The organism is Marinilabiliales bacterium (assembly GCA_007695015.1).
Classification (GTDB): Bacteria; Bacteroidota; Bacteroidia; order Bacteroidales; family PUMT01; genus PXAP01.
In genome coordinates this window covers 1-19,506 of sequence record REEN01000080.1, presented here as the reverse complement: position 1 = coordinate 19,506, position 19,506 = coordinate 1, and the positions used below count along the sequence as shown (strand labels likewise).

Here is a 19,506-nt window from a genome sequence, read left to right as displayed (position 1 = left end):
GAGGCAGTTCTTCGCGGTATGCATCCAGAATACCCATGGCCTTATCCCAGGGACCGGTATCATCATGATTGAAATCGGGCAATTGGTTGGTTACGATCATGGCTTCCAGATCGAACCAGGAAGAATAGTAAAGATACCTGATGAGCGAATTGCCATCGTCGTGGGTCATGTCGGTGAGGATGATCGTTCGAATACGTTCCTGGTCGGTGGGTTTTTCAGTTGAAGGTTGCATCTGGCAGGAAATAAGGATGGCCAGGAGGGTGATGATGGTAATTGCGGGTTTTTTCATTTTGTGTTGGTTTTGGGTTTGTCCGGGCGGGACTTCCAGTTCGCACCCGGACTTATCAGGTGTTTAAAAATAGGTTTGCGGCCCCGGATCGGTATTTGAATAGACTATCAGGGCGTGTATGTTCACCTGGTATCCGGGGGGCAGGTCCCTCGGTACCAGCCTTATCTCATGCTCAGCTTCGGGCAGGTCGTAGTTCCAGTAAATATCAAGCTTGCGGCGCTGGTAGTCGGTCGGCATTACCGAGGTTTCCATCAACTCGCCGTTGATAAAAATATCAATCTCGATATCATGATCGGGTAACCCGCTTTGTCTCTTTTCAACATTGCCTGCCACCACAACGGCCGAGCCTTTAAATTTGTTGGTATAGACCAGGCTACCCTCATTAAGTCCGGCCCATTTCATTGGCCATTGATGCGATATCCTGTCTACGGGGTACAGTCCCGCGAAAGACTCTTCAAACCTTACCGGCTCAACTACCTGGTACCTTATCTCCACGACATCATCCAGAACCCTGCCACCGTTCCTTTCAATCATTTGCAGAGCGTGGCCGTACCCTATATCATAAACATCCAGAAGCGACATATCGGTATAGATGAAATTCCGGTGCTCCACCCGGTCGAGTCCTTGCTTCCAGTAGTCGGGTATATTGCTGTAGCCCAGCATGGCGCCAAGTATTCCTGCTGCATTCGAAGGGTTGCAGTCCGAGTCATATCCAGCCCTGGTGCTGATATCGATTGTCTTCCCGTAGTCGCCATCCCCGTAAAGAAGTCCGAGTACAATATAGGCCGCATTGATACTTGCGTCTATATTATATGCCCTGAATACCCCCTCGGGGCAGCCCTTCTCGGCCGTCCATTTTTTCTGCAGTTCAAACCAGGTACGTTTCCAGTCATCCGGGTACATTCCGTGCCACTTGATCACATCGGCAATTGTCTGGTAAAACCGGCTCCGCTCAGGAATAGCTTTCAGTGCCTCCCTGACAACAAACCCAATGTCGTCGCTTACAAATGCCTGGGTATACATGGCTGCCACGTACACACCACCGTACCAGCCGTCGCCGTAATTCATGATGTGTCCTATTTTATCGCTTATCGCGGAAGAGGCATTGATCATGCCCGGCGACATGAGTCCCGCGAAATCGGCCTCGATCTGGAAGTCGATATCGTCGGCATGGGGGTTGTTTTTCCAGTGCCCCGATTCAGGAGGCATAATTCCGTTAAGGATATTGTTACGGGCCGCCTGGTTTGCATGCCACAAAGGGTATTCGGCATGTGCAAAAGCCAGTGCATGCAGTTCGGCGGGTGCATCCAGACCATGCTCTTCAAAAACCTGTACAAAAGTGAGGTCCATGTATACATCATCATACAATCCCGGGGAATTGTCATACCACCATTCCATCTGGGTCTCATCCCACGGTATCGGCACATGGTCGCCTATCATGGTGCCGTTCCACAGGAACTCGGTCGGCCCGCCATAGGTGCAGCCGATTACCTGTCCGGCCCAGCCACCCATGATCTTGTCTTTCAGGACCGATCTTTCAATCGTGATCAAATCACCATCACTGAATGGTGAAATATGCTCCTGTTGCCGGTTATTGCAAGACCAGACCAGCATAAGCAGCAGGATAAAAGTCAGGTTGGTTTTGATTTTCATAATTTGGGGTTTTTAGTTTTATGATTATGATTATTGACTGTCCCGGTTATTCAATCATTTAAATCCCAGTCTCTCCCTTACCAGTTCACTGTCAATGTTCGCGATCCTGTAAGGGTGCGCCTCTGTATTGAACACATAGTTTTCGGGGTTGACTTCCGATCCTGAAAAAGCAAGGTAAAAGTATTTGAGGGTTTCTGCAAAGAGGAATGTCGACATCTGGTCTGACTGCTCCTTGGTAACAACATCTTCTATATGGGTGAATGCTATGTCGGTCCGGCAGTAGTTTTTGATATCCTCCCAGTATTGCTTTATCATCTCAAGGTATTTTTTTTCCTGCGTGTAGTGGTACATGTAGTAAGCCGATTCAATAAGTTCGGGGTTGAGATAGTAGCGGGGATTTGTGATCTCATCCCTGTGAAAATTATATCCCATCGGCAGGAGTCCGTGTTTCGACCACAGTCCGTCCCATGTCCTTACACTTTTCGCGGCCCTTGCCGTATCACCCGATGAGATGAGCACGAGCGGGAAAAAGGCATCCCAGAGGGTCACGTCATGGCTTGTGACCTGCTCACCGGTATGGGCATTGGCAGCGCCATACCAGAGGGTCGTTTCAGTTTCAACGGCAATATACCTGTTTATTGCTTCAATGCTCGTTTCCCACATCTCCTTGAGTTCCGGATCACCAAAGAGCAGCCATCCCTTGTAGAGATATTCGTAGTAAGAGTCAATAAAACACCCCACATGGCTCAGGCTGTCAAGAGGCTCCCCGGTAATAACATTATAGTCCTGCGAGATCAGTCCGATCGGCGACCGCGATGAATAAATCACCTCTGCCGCGTTTTTGGCTGCCTGGTAGTATTTCGGATCTTTCGTGTAATAACTCAGTACCCCCATTTCAACAATGAAGGTCCCGGCCTCAGCCACGCAAATAACCTCGCCCCGCACTTCTCCCGTTCTCAGGTTAACGTAATACCAGGGCAGTCCGGTCGGCGAGCCGAAAGCCGGCATCATCCTGTCGGCAAGATCCCTCGCTTTGTCCAGTATCTTTTCATTCCCCGTAAGGTCATACATACTTAGAAGTCCCCCAAGTACCCTGATATTTATTTCGAAGGTCTTGACAAAAATATCCTTGTCGAACGAGATGGTGTCGGCCACAAAAACCTCAATTCTCTCTGACTCATCCTCAAACCCCATTATTTTAAGAGTTGAGTAGGCGTCTATCAGGCTGATATACATCGGCTCATCATACCAGTTGTTGTATCCCCGTGACAAGGGCAGCAGCTCGTCATGTCCCCAGGCGTAGGTGGTATATGCCTGCCAGGCCCTGATGGTCTCATTTTTGACATCTTCGGCCAGCATCGGGGTACCGGTCTTATCCCTTTCGGGGGAATTGCAGCCATAAATTATGATAACTGTTAATAACAGAGTTATCAATTCTTTTAGTTTAATGGCACCAGGGCCTGTAATTCTTGCTGGGTTCATCTGGTTATGGTTTTATGTGTGCTGAAACTTTTTACATGGTTCGTTTCATTAATGCTGATAAATTACGTTGAGTTAGCTTTATGGTGCTGGCAGCAAAACAACTATCCAGTGTCCATGACCCGGCGCATCAATCTTTACATTTTGGCCCGCCCTGATTTGCCGGCTCACACTCCATTCTGCCTGGTCAAGATTTATCCAACGGCTATTCCATTGTCCGCTTGCGTGGGACATGTCAAGTACAACAGATCCTCCGTCAGGAAAATAGAGGGCATATTGCCGGCCCGGTTCGGCAAGCAGGTATGCTTCATTGTCCTCCCGGTCTGACAATAGATCATTCCCCGGTTTGGTGAGGGCTATATCCAGTTCGTCAGTCGCCATGCGGAGGGATTTGATTATCTTCTGGGCACGGGGACTCAAGCCCAATCCCCATTCACTCTCCGCATACATATATGCCGGATCTTCATGAGGATGGGGACGGTGAAAACGCACACCTGCCGAACCGGCAAAGATCATGCGGCCCATGCGTGATACTGTCTCTTCTCCTCCCCGGTTAGGACCATAGTTTTTGTTATTATTGATTGGCCGGGGATGAGTAGAGAGCCTTTCCCTTACAAACATAATATTGTCGTAATGCCTCTGTCCATAGCCGAGTGTTGCGTTGTTCTGGGATATATCAACAAAGGTGTACCTTTCAGGGTTGTCAAAAATATGGGCGTGATCGTCGCTACGTACATTTTCACCGCGGCGCATATCAGTAATATGAATAATCACTCCGGCCTCTTCTGCCTTTTGCCTGAAGTAGTCCGCCCAATAGTCACCGAATTCAACCTTTTCTCCGGTCTCGTTATGCATGGAGTAAAGTATGTTGGGATACCGGAGAGAAATTGAAAGCAATTTATCCACGTATGCCTGCTGGTATTGCAAAACTATCCGGTTATTATCAAGTGCCGGTACCGATTTAAAGAACGTATGTTCGGTTGGTACAGGAACTGCACCATATTCTATTACATTCGGAAGTCCGGTTTCTTCGGATGTATAGTTAATGTTGTTTGCAGGATTGAACGGGTGGTGCGACCATCCGCCGAACGACTGATGATCATGATATAGGTCGGCCGGATCCCAGAGTTCAATCTGAACTATCATATCTCTTTCGAAAGCCAGCCTGACAAAGTTGTCGAAACGGCCCCAGTACTCCGGGTTGAAACGGTTAAGATCAAAGAGTCCCTCCTCATTCCGTTCATATGCAAATACATTTCCCACGTTTCTGTGGCTCATGGTATTGCGCAGATAATTTCCACCAACCGATGCAAGAACATCAAGATGCTCTTCCAATCCCCCGGGATGATTAAAAAGGTTATCCTGCCAGCTCCCTCCAAGCATAAGGATTGTCTTCCCATTATATTGCCAGTACCAGGGATTTTCAGATGATATGTCAATCCGGGATTTATCATCGATATCGTAATTGAAATCAGTGTCATTTTTATAGAGTCCGTATAAATATGCATAAAGCAGCGCCTTTCCTCTCATGGTCTGACGCGGGGTAAATTCCGAATGAGTCCAGATAAATCTTGTATTGATGTACTTTTCTGCATGCGGCCAGTTATCGATCTCAGGATAATAGAACCTGTCGAAGACAATCCCGGGATTAGAACCAACCATGTGACCGCCCCAGCTCTCAGTATTTAAGTAGGGCGTATGGCCCGGGTGAAGCCCCGGGGTGCCATCATTTCGTCCGGATGTATAAATATTCTCAAAGCTGCGCTTATCAGCAAGATCAGTCGTTGCCGTGGTCATCTGAATTTTGTTCAGCGGATTTCGCCCAAGACCCCAACCGGCTTCCAGCAGCAGGGCATCGAGAAAGGTTGTTTTCTGGTCAGGATTGTCAGTAACGGCATGAGCAATAATCGTTCTGTGCATATCCTGGGTCGTCTGCCACCAGGCCTGTTCCGGAGCATATCCCCGGCGGGACGGGCGTTTGGTTACAAAATCTGCTTCTTTTTCTTTAGCTTCTGAGATAATTGACGATTTCATGTTCTCAAATAAATCCGGGTAGTTAACAGTCTGTTTGGTCAGTAAATAAGCGGCTGCTCCCCAAAGCTGATTATGTGACCTTTGCCGGTGAATTTCAGAATCAGGTGCTGTGACTATGCTTTCATTTTTTAGAATATCTTCATAGCGAGTGTCTCCGGTTATATTATAAAGATATGCAGCGGTCATCATTTTGAAATCCCTTCCCCTTATTCCCTCAACCCTGTCATCGAGCATCGGATCCGGTGAAGCTTCCGCATAATTGTATGCAACAATGGCCGAATCCCTATAGGCACGTGCCAGGTCATCGTGGCCGGATATCTGGAAACAGTAGCTCATCATAGAACTGTTAAGAGCATTCGCCCAGGCTGCAATGGCCGTATTACCTGCCTGGTAGAGCCTGTTATTTCCATCAGGATTTGTAAGGCCATGAGAATACCCGCCCCGGTAACGCAGGTTAAGCCAGAAATCCACCTCATTCCTGGCTTCATCCAAAATATCCGGTATGCCGTTCCCGCTCTCAGCGATTCTTAGATCATCGTTATCTAACGTGCCATCGCTCAGAATATAAGCAAGTAACAAATCATAGACATTCACAACATGCGCCAGGTGGCGATCCCAGTCCAGCGCGTCGCTGTGGCCGCCGATTGCATTGGGATTTGTAGGGCGTCCCTCCTTGATGTAAGGTATCCAGTCCACCGGCCGGTCCCATGGATCACCGCTTGAAAAAGTCCTCCATTCGGGATGGAATGGATGCATCTCTGTGACAATTATTTCTGTATCGGGAGGGTCTGCATTCGGTATCCATAAGGGGCGCCTGGGCACCGGGACCATATCCATCCTGTCCTCCCCGATTCTCATATAATAATAACCCAGTATAGAAACTTTATAGGGAACCCGGTAAATATCATCTCTGATTTCAAAATCCTGGCTGGCGCCAACACCCTCAACAACGAGGCGATAAGTCCCCGGCTCATTGAACCCGGTAAAATCAGCTGTCCATACATCCGAACCGGTAAGGTTCCAGTTGGCTTCTGTCTGACTTTCCATCCAGAATGCAACCCGGCCCACACTGTGCACATCTTCGCTGTTTACATCGAAAATAAAAATCTCATTGCCCTCAAAATCAGAATAATCACGGTTGCCTCCATCTCCCATGAAGTGATACAGATCTGCCGCTTTTATCCTTGAGCTGCTCATATATCCCACCAGGTTAACATGTACAGCTTCGGAAACATGATTGAAAATATCATACTTTACAGATGTCTCTGTCACATCCGAACCAAGTTTCTGATCGATTTTCACAGTGTAGGTGCTACCCTGCTGCATGGACGAAGGAAGCTGAAGATAGATAAAGTGTTCTTTAGTATAATCAAAACCATGATCTGAAATATCTGGATCCCAGCCGGTATAAGACATCCCGTTCACCCTGGTCTTTCGGAACACAGCCACTGGTGAAACACCTTCCGGACCATAGTAGGGATCATCGTCAGACAGGATCTTCCAAAGGCCAGTCTCTGCTGAAATATCTGTATTGAGTGGCTCACCATAAGTAACTACATATGAGTTGTCAGGATCTGATGCATGGCCTGCAAAAGCGGTAGGGCCCGTTCCGTCATCCACGAATTTCACGTCGCCGTCTTTGAAGTGAACTATCAGATAGCCTTGATCAAGTACTTTTATACCGGTCAGTTTTGATGCATTTAGCCCCGGAGTTATAACTGTTGCAAGGAGCAACCATAATCCTGTGTTAACTGCTAATCTCATAAATATTGATTTTTACACTTAATATGTTTAGTATGTTTTAATTCTGACCCCCGTAGGGCCACCAGGGATTTTTGTAATAGGGTGATTCGACAATGACCTCGCGTCCATCACGAACATAGGTCAGTCTTGCCTTGATCCAGTGTTCTCCGGCTAAGAGCATTTGATCAATTTCACCGGGGAAAAACAGTTCAGGAACCTGGTCAGAAACTGCCACTGTTTGGTTATTGATTATCAGTTCCAGCTTTTCGATCTCTATGTCTACCGGACCTCCCTCAATCCTGACATCTATCTTTTCACCAATCTGCCGGGAAAAATCAATGTCGATTGCAGGTGTACCCGGACTATCTGTTATCTCAGCAAGTAAATTGAAAAAGTCACGCTTACGGTCCGATGAGATCTGCCAGTTAATGGGTACACTCTGGAACCCCAGGTTATAATCGTACCTTTCGTCGGGCAGCCTGAAATCGAAGTATCCCCAGCCGGTATAGCTTTTGACGCTGGCAACAAAATTATTCCCATCTTCTCCCCATCCCTGGCCGGGGTTCCGCCAGGGGATATCATCTTCGTTATTCACCAGGGGCATCGGCCTGTATACTTCTTTATTGCGAACCTCTGCTGAAATTTCAGTAATACGTTCATGATTTTGCACGCCGTTGCCATGGATCAGAATATAATCGGATACTTCAACAATATTATCGGGCGGCACCTGGCCCCCTGCGAGTGATGTGCTGACATAGAGGGATCGGCCATCAACTTCGATCTCCCTTGCAAGGCTGATAAGCTCATGAACCCGGTGGCAGCGGAGTATGTCGTGGTCATATGCCCGTACTGAGCACTCATTGTTTATTTCAATTATCACGTTGGTATATCCTTTGTCCAGCACCCAGGTTACAGCATTGCGTACGGCATGGCGGACTGCCTCTTCATTCTCAAGGGTTCCGTCCTCTCCGAAATAGAACAGTCCCAGAATTACCACCATACCCAATTCATCGGCCCGGTCAAGAATGCGTTCTGCCCGTTGCATGAATGGCTGCCTGAGTGAACCGTCAGGTTCATATGCCGAGTTGTCCCAGGGGAAACCGCTGCAGTATCCATAAGGGCAGCCGCCCTGCAGGTTCAGGGTGAATCCCAGCAGTCCGTGCTCCCGCCACGAGGCCATGGCCCTGGTATACTCTTCTGTATTCCTGTCGGGGTCCCATTCCCCGGTATCGGGATAGGCCCATTGTCCCCTCGTCTTTTCATTCAGGTCGTCGAATATTCCCTGAACAAGCCGGACGTTCATAAGCAATCCTTCAACCGGGTATTCACCGCCGTATGATGTTGTCCAGGTGATGCCTTCATAGGTCGGTGAACCGTTGATGTAAAATTTTTCCCCTTTTATCACAACCTCGGTTTGACGTTCCGAAGCTGCAGCATGGTTGAATGCAGAAAGAAACAAAGCGCAAGCCAGCAGTACAATTTGGGTTCTCATCTTTTAAATTATTATTGTTTTAAAATGGTTTTACAAGTTTTATTCTATTCTCCTGTTATAACCACCCGCCTGTATGAAACCAGCGGAGGAGAGCCGGTATCCCGTACCTCAAGCACAAGATGTATGTCATGGCTGCCTATATCATCCGGCACTGTGATAACCTGTACTGGACTGGCTGCATCTCCGGGCTCAAATGTGCCGGGATAGCTGTCAGCTTCATGATACCTGAACCAGTTGAATCTCACCTGGTCGCCATCAGGATCATAAGAGGCCGAGGCATCGAGGGTAGCTGATTGTCCTTGACGGGCAGACAGGTAAATTATCTTGTTGCTCTTGTCGTTATTCACTATTGCCGCCGGTTTCCTGTTCACCTCGCCGGGATCGTGCACCGACCAAAGCAATCTGCTTCTGAAGCTGTTAGATGCATCGTCAATCCAGCGGGTAAGCTCATACAGGTCATGCGGGCAGGTGTGGTAATACCTGTCAGGTAAGCTGCCTCCGATTGGAGAGAACATACTGCCCCAGCTTCCGTGGGTTGGTTGGAGAGGATCATTCAGTCCGAAAACGGAACTGAGAAGATACAGGAAAGCAGGGGTGTCGCCTTCACCACCGTCATCGTAAATATCTGACATAGGCCCATGACCGTTCACCTCATGTGAATATATCGGCCTTTCCCAGTCCGGGTCACTGCTGCAGCAGTAGTGCCAGAAATGGCCGGCATCGAAAAGTACCCAGCCCAGCTCAACAGGATCTTTCCCATAGGTAGGTATTGCTGTTCCGAACCATCCGCAGGAATGCTCTCTCAGGTCCTCAAAACCGGCAAAGTACTCAAATGATATATCCTGGAACAGGATACCGTACAGATGAATCCTGGGAAGCAGTTCCCTGAATTTTCCCTCACCATGCCGTTGCCGGTAACGGTAGAGTGCCTGCACGAAAGTCACCGTTCCTCCCCATGCCTGGACAAATATGGGGCGGTCATCATCTTTGGCAAACACCTCCTGCAGGAATTCGCTTCCTTCAGAATCCTTCGGTTCGCCATTGGGGTTAAGCCCTTCACCGATCCAGTCGTGGTAAAAGACCGAATCCCAGGAGCTCTCAACATATCGGTCGCCTATCCAGCCTGAGAAATCGAGGCTGTTGGTCAGCCAGATAATGGGCAGCGCTCCCCGCCCCCGTTTTGTTACCGACATCAGCTCTTCATAATCGGGAAAACCGGGATCATGCTTCCGCAACTGGGGCAACTCGGTTTTGTAAGCATCGAGGATCCCCATTGCCTTATCCCACGGCCCTTCATCGTCATAATTGAAGTCGGGAAGCTGGTTGGTCACTATCATTGCTTCCAGATCGAAGTAAGGGGCATAGTAGAGGAACCTGATAAGTGAATTGCCGTCATCGTGGGTCATGTCGGTCAGAATTACCACCCTGAATTTTTCAAAATGCTGTTCAGGATGGCTGCATGCAATGGCAGCCAGAAGCATTAAAGCCGGAACCGTTAACAGCGGGGTTGTTTTTTTCATAGTTTTTGGTGTTTATTACATTATTGAGATCAGGCAGGTATATTTACGAATTATCAATTTGTTACGGTTGATTATTGTATGGTCTTTAATGGTGTTCAATCGCTGCTTCTAACTGGTTCAGCGGCTATCATCACATTCAGGTAATCAGCAAAACTATCGTTTGTCCCCTCTTTCTGCTGTATGAAATACTGCTCCGGCCCGACATACTCATCGCGGTGCCAGCGGCTCCCCCTCTCAACGTCAAATTCCAGCCGGCCCCTGCCAGTGTTCTCAAGAAAATCACCCGTTCCTTCCACGGCAAAGTATACCGCGGCCAGGTCCCAGCTCGGCCTCTGGTCATCAAGAGTATACTTTTGCACCTCCCAGAGCCAGTCCCTGTAAACCGTTCTTACAATATTACCCGGCGGAGTGTGCTTGAGAGATTTTCCTGTCATCACATCAGTCCCTGCATCAATATAATAGACAGGTACCGGGAAATTTTCCACCAGATAACCGGTATAGGGAGCGGTCTCATTAAAAAAGAAGTTCCAGTCCCTCACAAAATAGTTGCCTTCATTATTAGCATTCAGCGCCCCGAGTGCAATCCAGCGGCTCACTTTTCTTTTTATAAGTTCCCTGCCGGTCAGCGGGGAGATGTCATCCGGTTCAGAAACAAGCAATTCGTAAAGGCCTTTTGTATGGCCGATGGTAATGTAGGTTATGCTGGAGTCCTCCTGCTCATTCAGAAGTCGCCTGTTAAGCCTTGTCTGCTCTTCAGCATCGGTATTATATATTATGCTGTTGCCGAATGCCACCGTATCGCGCACAAGCTTGCCGGCAGTCATTTTATCGACCGTGTCTCCGACCTCGTCGCCATAATAGGCGCCGATGGGAATGTCCGGGCGCCCGTAATAAATGTTGATTGCCTCTGTTATACCGGCACCATAGGGAATCTTCCCGGAACTGTAGATGCAGCCTATTATTTCGGCCAGTCCAAGGTCGGCGTAACGGTGCAGCAGGGCCAGGGCACCGGCATCATCGCAATCGGAGCCCATATCGGTGTCAAGAATTATTTTTACTGCCTCGGGATATGATTCCCCCGGATCACTGCACATGTTGAGAAGAGTTGCAGAAACTAATAAAATGATGATGCGGCTGACAGTTTCCATGATAATATACTCCGGGTTATTTAATTCAACAGGTTAATTAATAACAGGTTGCCTCATTCCATGTAATATGGTTTTTTACTGTTGATCCTGATAATATGGCTGCGTACAAGTCTCCCGGAAGGGGAGAGGTCTGATTCTGGATGCCATCCGCCTGAAACAGATGCTTCACTGTTGAGGGCAGCCGATGACTCTCTCAGGTCGGCCAGCGACCAGTTGGCCATGCTGATATCCCGTTCAAGGGCCCAGGTTATCCATTCTTCGGTTTCATCCGGGAATATGGTGCCGTCCCTTCCGCCATCGGCCCTGGAGGTTCCCCATTCGGTTATGAACAGTGCAATTCCTTTTGACAGGGCGTAATCACCCTTTTCCCGTAATTCGCTTCCATGAGTTCCCGCGTAAAAATGGAGTGAGTATGCAGTATTCTTATCGGTTAGCGGATCATCTGCGGCCTCGTCAACATACTGGCTCCAGTTCCTTGTCCCGGCAATTATAAGATTGTCGCTGTGCCGGCGTATAACAGATGTGACCTCTTTAGTGTATTCTGCAATTTCGGGCCATGACTGCCTTACCGGTTCATTGAATGTCTCCCATATCAGGTTTGGATAATGTCCGTATTTCTCAGCCATATAGTCGAAGAACTCTTTTGCAGGTTCGGTATGCAGGTGATGCGTGTGCCAGTCGACCAACACATAAATACCATTATCGATGGCCGCCTGAATAACCGTCTCTACCATCCTTTCCTGGTTCTCCCGGTTGTAGAGCCATCCCTTGTTCTCTCCCTGCTGGTTTATCTCGACGGCCATCGAGGCCCTTGCCAGGTCAACCTTCCAGTCCTCCACCAGCCATCTAACCACATCGGCATTATAATACTTTTGCGGACCCCAGACTGACCAGTAATGGCTCATTCCCATTAACTGGACAGGTTCGCCGTGTTCGCCAACAATCCGGTTGCCCTCAACCCTTAACCTCCCATGGGTTTCAACCGGGGTCTGGGCTGCTGAGATAAATCCGGGAGTTATTAAAACAGACATTGCAATTAATGTATTAATAATAAAACTTGTTGTTTTCATTTTTCAGGTTTTTTATTCTGGTAGTTTTATGGAATAGATGATCTCTGCCATATCTTCCGGATCCTTTTTTAAGACCAGGTATGACTGGTTGGTGGGTTCGCCTTCCACCCAGTAGTTCTTGCCCCTCTCATCGGTCACACAGTAACCACCCACCACCTTGTCCCAGTATACCCCTACACCCCCGCGTACCGCGTATAGCACGGCTGTCTGATCGTAAGAGTTATTGTTAAGTATCCTGCCTTCGAACCGGTCTTTCACCCATGGTGCATTCCGGCTGAAGTGCATATAGCCGATATACAGGGGATGGCCGGGGTCGATATCGTTGAAACGGCTGCCTGTCAATATGGGCATCCCCACTTCATATCCTGAGAAAACGATTGGCACTGTTAGTTCCTCCAGAACAAAACTGGTAACTCCCGGCATTCTGCCGTCGAAATTCCATTCATAGATTTCCGATTCGGGGAAGCCGCCACCCATGATGACAAATTTTTCAACCTTCTGCTCAACCAGCTCTTTCCCTGTTAGCTCAGAATTGCTGTCGGGGCCGGACATAAGCAGGTCCTTAATGTTTTTCAGCGGCCCCACCGTTACGATCCTGACGCTGCTGTCATCCTGTCTGGACAAAATTTCCCGGTAGAGGTCAACAGCAAGCGGCACATCATGGTTTGTAAGCTCCCAGGGCAATGCATCGGCAATTGGTTTATTATAATTCCACTGATCGTAATGAGCTTCTTTGTGCCTGATGCCCATCGGTATGCCGGGATTACCGTAAAAACGGTTTACCGCATCTATTGCCGGTATCACATATTTTTCTCCCGACCAGCTCATAACTGCAAGCAGTTCACATTCACCCCTGTTATGCAGGTTGTGCAGCATGACCAGTGCCCCCAGGTCGTCCGAATCGCCACCGAAATCGGTGTCAAGGATTATCTTTACCGGCAACAGGCCTTTCTCCTCCGCATCATTGCAGCTGTATAACATCAGTATCATTACAATTAATGTGGGGAGAATGTAAGCGAATCCTGCCGGTTTTTTCATAATCAAATGTGTAAGTTGTTAATTAACATTCAACACAACCCGCCTGTACCTTGTCATTGGGAATTGGGCGTTGTCGCGTACTTCGCATATAACGTGTATTGTTTCTCCTGCGGCGCCGGCAGGTACTGTAACCTCTGCCACAGGGGTGTCATGTCCGGTAATTGTCACCTCGCCGTCGAAGGTGCCTGCTTCGGGATAAACCCACCAGCTGAATTCCAGGTCGTCACCGTCAGGGTCCCAGGTCGGTGAGGCATCGAGTGTAACCCGTGAACCGGCAACCACGGCCAGATCCTCATCGTGGTTCAGCAAAACAAATGGCGGATGGTTGGCATCTTCATACCGCGGAGTGACCGACCACTGCATCCTGGCTGCAAAATCTTCCGAAATTGGGACTATGAATCTCCACAACGGTTTTGTGTTGTCGCCGTCATCCCTTGCATCGGTCCACTCGTTAGCGTGATAGTTATTGTTAAACCGGCCTCCCCATCCTCCCCATGAGGGATGTTCGGTGCTGCGCAAACCGGTATTTATGACATGGAAAAATGCCGGCGAATCACCTTCTTCCATCTCCTTCCTGTCGTATATCGCGCCAAGCGGCCCCTTATCGAGCACATTCTTCTTAAGCCACTCTGCAGTATATATCTCATGATCTTCCATCGGGTTCTGCCGGTCCCATGCATAGGCAATGACTCTCCAGAACTGGAAGAGGTTAAGGACGTAGGTGACCTCCGGTATTTCGCTGTTCATCCACTGTCTGAGGTCATCCTGCTCTGCAATGGCATAAACTATTGCCTTTTTCGCGGCTTCCTCATACCTTTCGGGATAAGTTGTTTTAATCCGGTAAAACGCCTGTGCAATGTTGTTGAGGCCTCCCCACGCCTGCAGCCATACCGGCCTGGGATCATTATCCAGCAGCACCTCGACAATGCGGTCGGAGCCGGGTGTGTCCATGTTGTCGCCGACTGCCTCCCTGCCTGTCTTTTCCATTTGTCCCACATAGATCATCGATTTAAGCCTTTCGGCGGAAGGGTAGCCTGGATGGTGTACCAGCAGGTTATCGCGGACTTTCGCATATTCGTCAATAAAATCGTGCATCCACTGTGTGCCGTTGCCTTCAGGGTGCCACTTGGAATTTGTATAGATCAGCGCCTCGATATCAAAATCGGTCGTATAGAGAAGGAACCTTACAAAGGAACATTTATCATCAGTTTCACCATCGGTCGTTACTATCACCCTGGGGCGATTGCGGGCATCTTCCAGTTTAAGTGAATAGATGATCTCTGCCATCTCCCGGGGACTCTTTTTCAGGACCAGGTAGGAGTGGTTGGTCGGCTCATCTTTCTCAACCCAGATGTTGCCGCCCTCATCATCGGCAACACATAAGCCGTTTTCAACCTTGTCCCAGTACTTGCCCACACCGCCGCGCACGGCATAAAGCACCGCTGTCTGATCGTAGGAGGCGTTCGGGGTTATCCTGCCTTCACGGTACCGGTCCTGCATCCATTCGGCATACTTGCTGAAATGCATGTACCCGACATAAAGCGGATGGCCCGGATCCAGTTCATGGAACCGGGGGCCTGTGTGGACAACCATTCCGATCTCAAAACCTGAAAACACAACGGGAACAGTCAGGTTTTCCAGCACGTACTTTGTCACCCCCGGCATGCCTCCGTAGAAATTCCATTCCCAGTCCCCGGAAGGGAAACGCCCTCCCATAATGACGAATTTTTCAACCTTTTTTTCAATCAGCTCTTTGCCGTTTAGGTCTGAAAATTCATCGGGCCCCGACATCAGCAGGTCCCTTATATTCGCCAGGGGCCCTACGGTAACGATCCTTACGCTGTTGTCATCCTGCCTGGAGAGGATTTCCCGGTAGAGGTCGACCGCCAGCGGCACATCGGAATTGGTCAGCTCCCATGTAAGAGCATCTGCAACCGGCTTATTATAGTTCCAGTCAGTGTAATGAGTGCCATGCGACCTTACCCCCAGGGGGATATCGGGGTTACCGTAGTAACGGTTCACAGCATCCATCGCCGGTATAACATACTGCTCGGTGGACCAGGCCATGACTGCTAAAAGCTCACACTCACCCCTGTTGTGGAGGTTATGAAGCATAACCAGAGCTCCCAGGTCATCGGCATCGCCGCCGTGGTCGGTATCAAAAATGATCTTTACCTGGCCAAATGAAAATGAAATGGCTGAAAGGGATAAAAGAATTGAGTATATTACTTTTCGTGTCATTATAAGTTGATTTGTTTATTATTAATAATCTGGTTCAATTGGTTTCGCCAGCCCAACCCGCTTCGCAGGGTCGATTCGCCGGCCCTTTGGATCAGAATTTATGATCAAGTATCTCCTGCAGGTGCGGTGCCGAAGGCTGCGCTCCCATGCGGGTGACCGATATTGCTGCCGCCCGCTGGGCGAAATCGATTGCCTCCCTTACCGGCTTATTGGCTGAAAGGGCAGAGGCAAGGGCACCGTTAAATACATCACCGGCAGCCGTGGTATCGACTGCCTTTACCTTGTATCCCTGTATGACCCCCTGGAAGTCGCTGTTCAGCAGGTAAACCCCCTTGCTGCCAAGGGTGATGATGACGGTCTCAATCCCCATGTCATACAGCTCCCTTGCCATTTCGGGAATGGTGTCTTCATTTATCTCCCGTGTGCCGGTGAGAAGTGCCGCCTCAGTTTCATTCGGGGTGATCACCGATACCATTTTAAGGAGTTTGGCCGGAAGCTTTGCACCCGGCGCGGGATTGAGTATTACGGGTACATCGAGTTCAGAGGCAAGTTGCACCACTGCAAGCACCGTTTCCTGGGGTATTTCGAGCTGGACAAGAACGGCTCCCGCTCCCGCAAAGGCATCCCTTGCCTTTATTATATCCTCGGGAAGCAGATGGCTGTTGGCACCGGGGGCTACGGCAATACTGTTCTCGCCGTCTTCGGCAACATTTATAAGTGCTACCCCCGAGTGCAAACCGGGTTTCACCTTTATGAAAGAGGTGTCTATCTTATCCTTTTTATAGTTTTCTATTGCATCGGTCCCGAAAGTGTCGTCCGATACACATGCAATGAATACCACATCGCCGCCGGCGCGGGCAGCGCCCACGGCCTGGTTGGCCCCCTTGCCCCCGGGGATGGTCAGCAGTTCCGATCCCATGACTGTTTCACCTGGTGCCGGTATATGGGGCACCTTTACCACCATGTCGGTATTTGAGCTTCCAACTACAATTATTTTTTTATTCATGTTATTTTTATTTTTAGAGCCCCGGCCCGGAGGCGGGTATCTCTGTTTGTTATACTATTGTTCAATTGGTTCGATTTTATTTTTACTGATACTCTCTGATTTTGAAGTTATTAAGTAAAATTATGTTGTGATTGGTTATGTTCCGGTTAAAATCATTTCTGTTTCCGGGGAACCAGGGCGTGCGGACCCGGGATGTACCAGAGGTTGTCTTCAAGGTCCACTCCGCCGCCCATCTCTTCCTGTACAGTCCTGTCGACTACGAAGATCCCGGTTTTGGCCATGTTGTCAAAGGTATCGATCCCGTCGTTCGGGAAATTGCGCCTGGTACGGTGGATATTGAATTTACCGGCAAATGTTCTTCCGAAGGCCTGTTCAATGCCCTCTTTCCCTGTCATGAACCCCAGCAGTCCGCCCCATGTGGATGCCGGGTTGTCGGAATCCCATCCGGCCAGTACCGCTATCTTAATGGTTTCCCTGATATCCCCTTCACCATAGAACAGGCTTACCAGGCTTGCAGCGAAGTTGATTCCCGCGGCAAAACAGGCATTGCAGTGTAATCCCCTTGAGGTCATATCATAACCGTCGGCCTCGTTGACCTGGTACCTGACATAAACCGAATCCCTTGCAGCCTCCCAGGGGATGCCCGATTCATATTTTGCCCTGACAAAATCATACATGGCTGCCGAATAGGAGTCGCCGGGCAACCTTTCCCTTGCCTGCTCTGCCATCCGGAATAAATTTTCCTTCAGGGACAAATTTTCATCGGTTAATGATGCCAGGGAGTGCATAATAACATAGAATTCTGATATCCATGCAGCGTTTTCCCGGGCAGTAGTTCGGATTGGCAAATATGCCATTTTCAGAGCGATATCCGGGCGGGCAGGGGAGAAGAGGCCGAAAATCTCTGTTGTGAGCTGGGCATCGATCATTTCGTAGTCCGGGTTATGGTCGGGGTGACTTGTTTCAGGCGGAACCATTCCCTTCTCTTCCATCAGTGTGTATGCCCTCTGGTTGGAAACCCACAGGTAGTTCTCATAAACGCCGTCGGAGACTTCCCCGAAAGGGGTAGGCTCATTTTTCGACCAGATATGATGCAACCAGCCGTCACGGATCTGTCCGGGAGAGAGGATTGAGGTCTCGTTGGTGTACAGAAGGTACTGGTACATGTACTCAATATCGGTATCGTCGTCGGCCCCCCAGATCCCGCCTTCATCTTCGAAATAGAAATCAATCGTTGAAGAATGGGGGGGCAAATTACCCCATATATTTGGCCGGGCAGGACTGCCCCAGTCCTCGCGCGTATAAAAATCGCCCGTTTTAATATCGCCGATATTCCCTATTTTGTCCATTTCGGTTATCAGTCCGGTCCAGTTGGCAATACTTTGTCCCAGCCAGAAACCATAGAGCCTGTCATGATAGGTTTCCCTGCAGACAACCAGGTCGGAGGGACCGGGGGTATATTCATGATAATCGATCCTGCCGGTAACGGGTACGTCAAGTACACTGTCAGCATCAGGCCCCTTGCAGGAGGCCAGGGAGATAATTAACAAAATTATTGAAAAGATTAGCTTCATAATTGTAAGTTAGGTTGACCAATTAATATACCGCTATCTCAAAAAAAGTGCTTAAGGTAAATGGGCCCCTCACGCTATGTCAGTTATCATGTCTGCTGAGGGGGCCATTGATTTTTAATAAAGCCTCGACGCAATTATCAGTCCGAGTCCCACTACAAAAAACAGGAACATCGCCGTAAGCAGCCCGTTCACTCCTTTAGCGCCCTTGAACTCTTTCCAGATAAATACTCCCCATAGTGCAGCGATCAGGGTAGCACCCTGTCCCAGTCCGTAAGAAATAGCAAAACCAGCCTGTTCGGCTGCAATAATATTGACCGTAAAGCCAATGCTCCATATTACACCTCCCAGGATCCCTATCAGGTGCAGCTTCGTGTCGCCTTCCTTAAAATAGTCCTTATAGGTGACCTTTTCGCCTGTTATGGGTTTATACATAAAAAGGGTGTTCCACAGGAAGTTTGATATAAGAAGTCCGAGTGCAAAAACTACTGACGCGGTATATGGCGTCAGCTTGCCAGCTTCCGGGTTGACAAAGTCGGCGGCCATCGAAGCAGCCACGAACCTGTAGAAAAATCCCATCAGAAGTCCCGCAAGCAGGGATACCACAATTCCTTTCGTGGAGGTCTGGCCTGTTGCAGAAGGCAGCTTTTTGTATGCCCTGGCATCGAGAACAATGGCAACAACAACAAATGCCACCCCTATAAACAACATGACAGGGTTTCCGAGCGGGGTAGCGATAAAGTTTACTATGACCCCCAGCGCAAGCGCCAGTCCGATACCAATGGGAAAAGCAACAGCCATGCCCGCGATTGCAATTGCTGCAACCAGAAGGATATTGGCAATATTAAAAACCACTCCTCCCAGGAATGCCGAGCCCAGAGCAGACAGATCGGCCTGTGACAGGTCCGCTATAAATCCGCGGCCCTCTGTTCCGGTACTTCCGGCCGTGAAAGCCAGTACAAGGGACAGAAGCAGGACCCCTATCGCATAATCCCAGTAGAAAAGCTGGAAGGGCCACTTTTTGGTGGCCATTTTCTGGGTATTTGCCCATGAACCCCAGCACAGCATTGTAATAAAGGCAAGGAATACTGCCCACGCGTAAGAATGTATTACTACCATCGTTTTTAGTTTTAGGTTTTTATGTTAAAAACAAACATTTCTTCTGTGAAAAACAGCCAAAATTTTGTTCAAAAAATACAAAATTTTGACTTACAGAAGGAAC

12 protein-coding genes and 1 pseudogene are annotated in these 19,506 nt (G+C 49.0%); all 13 read right to left on the bottom strand.

The features are described from left to right. Positions 1-289, bottom strand: a 289-nt coding sequence (locus EA408_11690) for a DUF1593 domain-containing protein (GenBank protein TVR70157.1), incomplete at its 3' end; no start/stop codon positions are given. A gap of 63 nt (positions 290-352) precedes the next feature. Then, entirely contained in the window at positions 353-1,942 is a 1,590-nt protein-coding gene (locus tag EA408_11685; GenBank protein TVR70156.1) for an ADP-ribosylglycohydrolase family protein, read from the bottom strand. A 54-nt stretch (positions 1,943-1,996) separates the two neighbouring features. Next, positions 1,997-3,424, bottom strand: a complete 1,428-nt coding sequence (locus EA408_11680; protein ID TVR70155.1) for a glycoside hydrolase family 47 protein — start codon at positions 3,422-3,424, stop codon at positions 1,997-1,999. 78 nt (positions 3,425-3,502) lie between these two features. Then, positions 3,503-7,219, bottom strand: coding sequence for a hypothetical protein (locus EA408_11675; GenBank protein ID TVR70154.1), 3,717 nt, complete (start codon positions 7,217-7,219; stop codon positions 3,503-3,505). Positions 7,220-7,565: 346 nt separating this feature from the next. Continuing rightward, positions 7,566-8,690 (bottom strand): annotated as a pseudogene (locus tag EA408_11670) (hypothetical protein). Positions 8,691-8,734: 44 nt separating this feature from the next. Next, a complete protein-coding gene (locus EA408_11665; protein TVR70158.1) occupies positions 8,735-10,171 on the bottom strand; it encodes a DUF1593 domain-containing protein in 1,437 nt (478 codons plus the stop codon). 134 nt (positions 10,172-10,305) lie between these two features. Further along, positions 10,306-11,358: a nucleoside hydrolase gene (locus EA408_11660; GenBank protein ID TVR70153.1), complete on the bottom strand. Its 1,053-nt coding sequence runs from the start codon at positions 11,356-11,358 to the stop codon at positions 10,306-10,308. A 53-nt stretch (positions 11,359-11,411) separates the two neighbouring features. Next, positions 11,412-12,428 carry a glycoside hydrolase family 5 protein gene (locus EA408_11655; GenBank protein TVR70152.1) on the bottom strand — a complete coding sequence of 339 codons (1,017 nt, stop codon included), beginning with the start codon at positions 12,426-12,428 and terminating at the stop codon, positions 11,412-11,414. Positions 12,429-12,440: 12 nt separating this feature from the next. Further along, the gene (locus EA408_11650) at positions 12,441-13,472 is read right to left on the bottom strand and encodes a hypothetical protein (protein TVR70151.1); all 1,032 of its coding nucleotides are present in this window, start codon (positions 13,470-13,472) and stop codon (positions 12,441-12,443) included. A 12-nt stretch (positions 13,473-13,484) separates the two neighbouring features. Beyond that, a complete protein-coding gene (locus EA408_11645) occupies positions 13,485-15,707 on the bottom strand; it encodes a DUF1593 domain-containing protein (GenBank protein TVR70150.1) in 2,223 nt (740 codons plus the stop codon). A gap of 91 nt (positions 15,708-15,798) precedes the next feature. Then, positions 15,799-16,713: a ribokinase gene (gene rbsK, locus EA408_11640; protein ID TVR70149.1), complete on the bottom strand. Its 915-nt coding sequence runs from the start codon at positions 16,711-16,713 to the stop codon at positions 15,799-15,801. A gap of 152 nt (positions 16,714-16,865) precedes the next feature. Continuing rightward, positions 16,866-18,287, bottom strand: coding sequence for an ADP-ribosylglycohydrolase family protein (locus tag EA408_11635; GenBank protein TVR70148.1), 1,422 nt, complete (start codon positions 18,285-18,287; stop codon positions 16,866-16,868). Between the two features lie 114 nt (positions 18,288-18,401). Then, positions 18,402-19,403, bottom strand: a complete 1,002-nt coding sequence (locus EA408_11630; protein ID TVR70147.1) for a multidrug DMT transporter permease — start codon at positions 19,401-19,403, stop codon at positions 18,402-18,404. Positions 19,404-19,506: the final 103 nt, after the last annotated feature.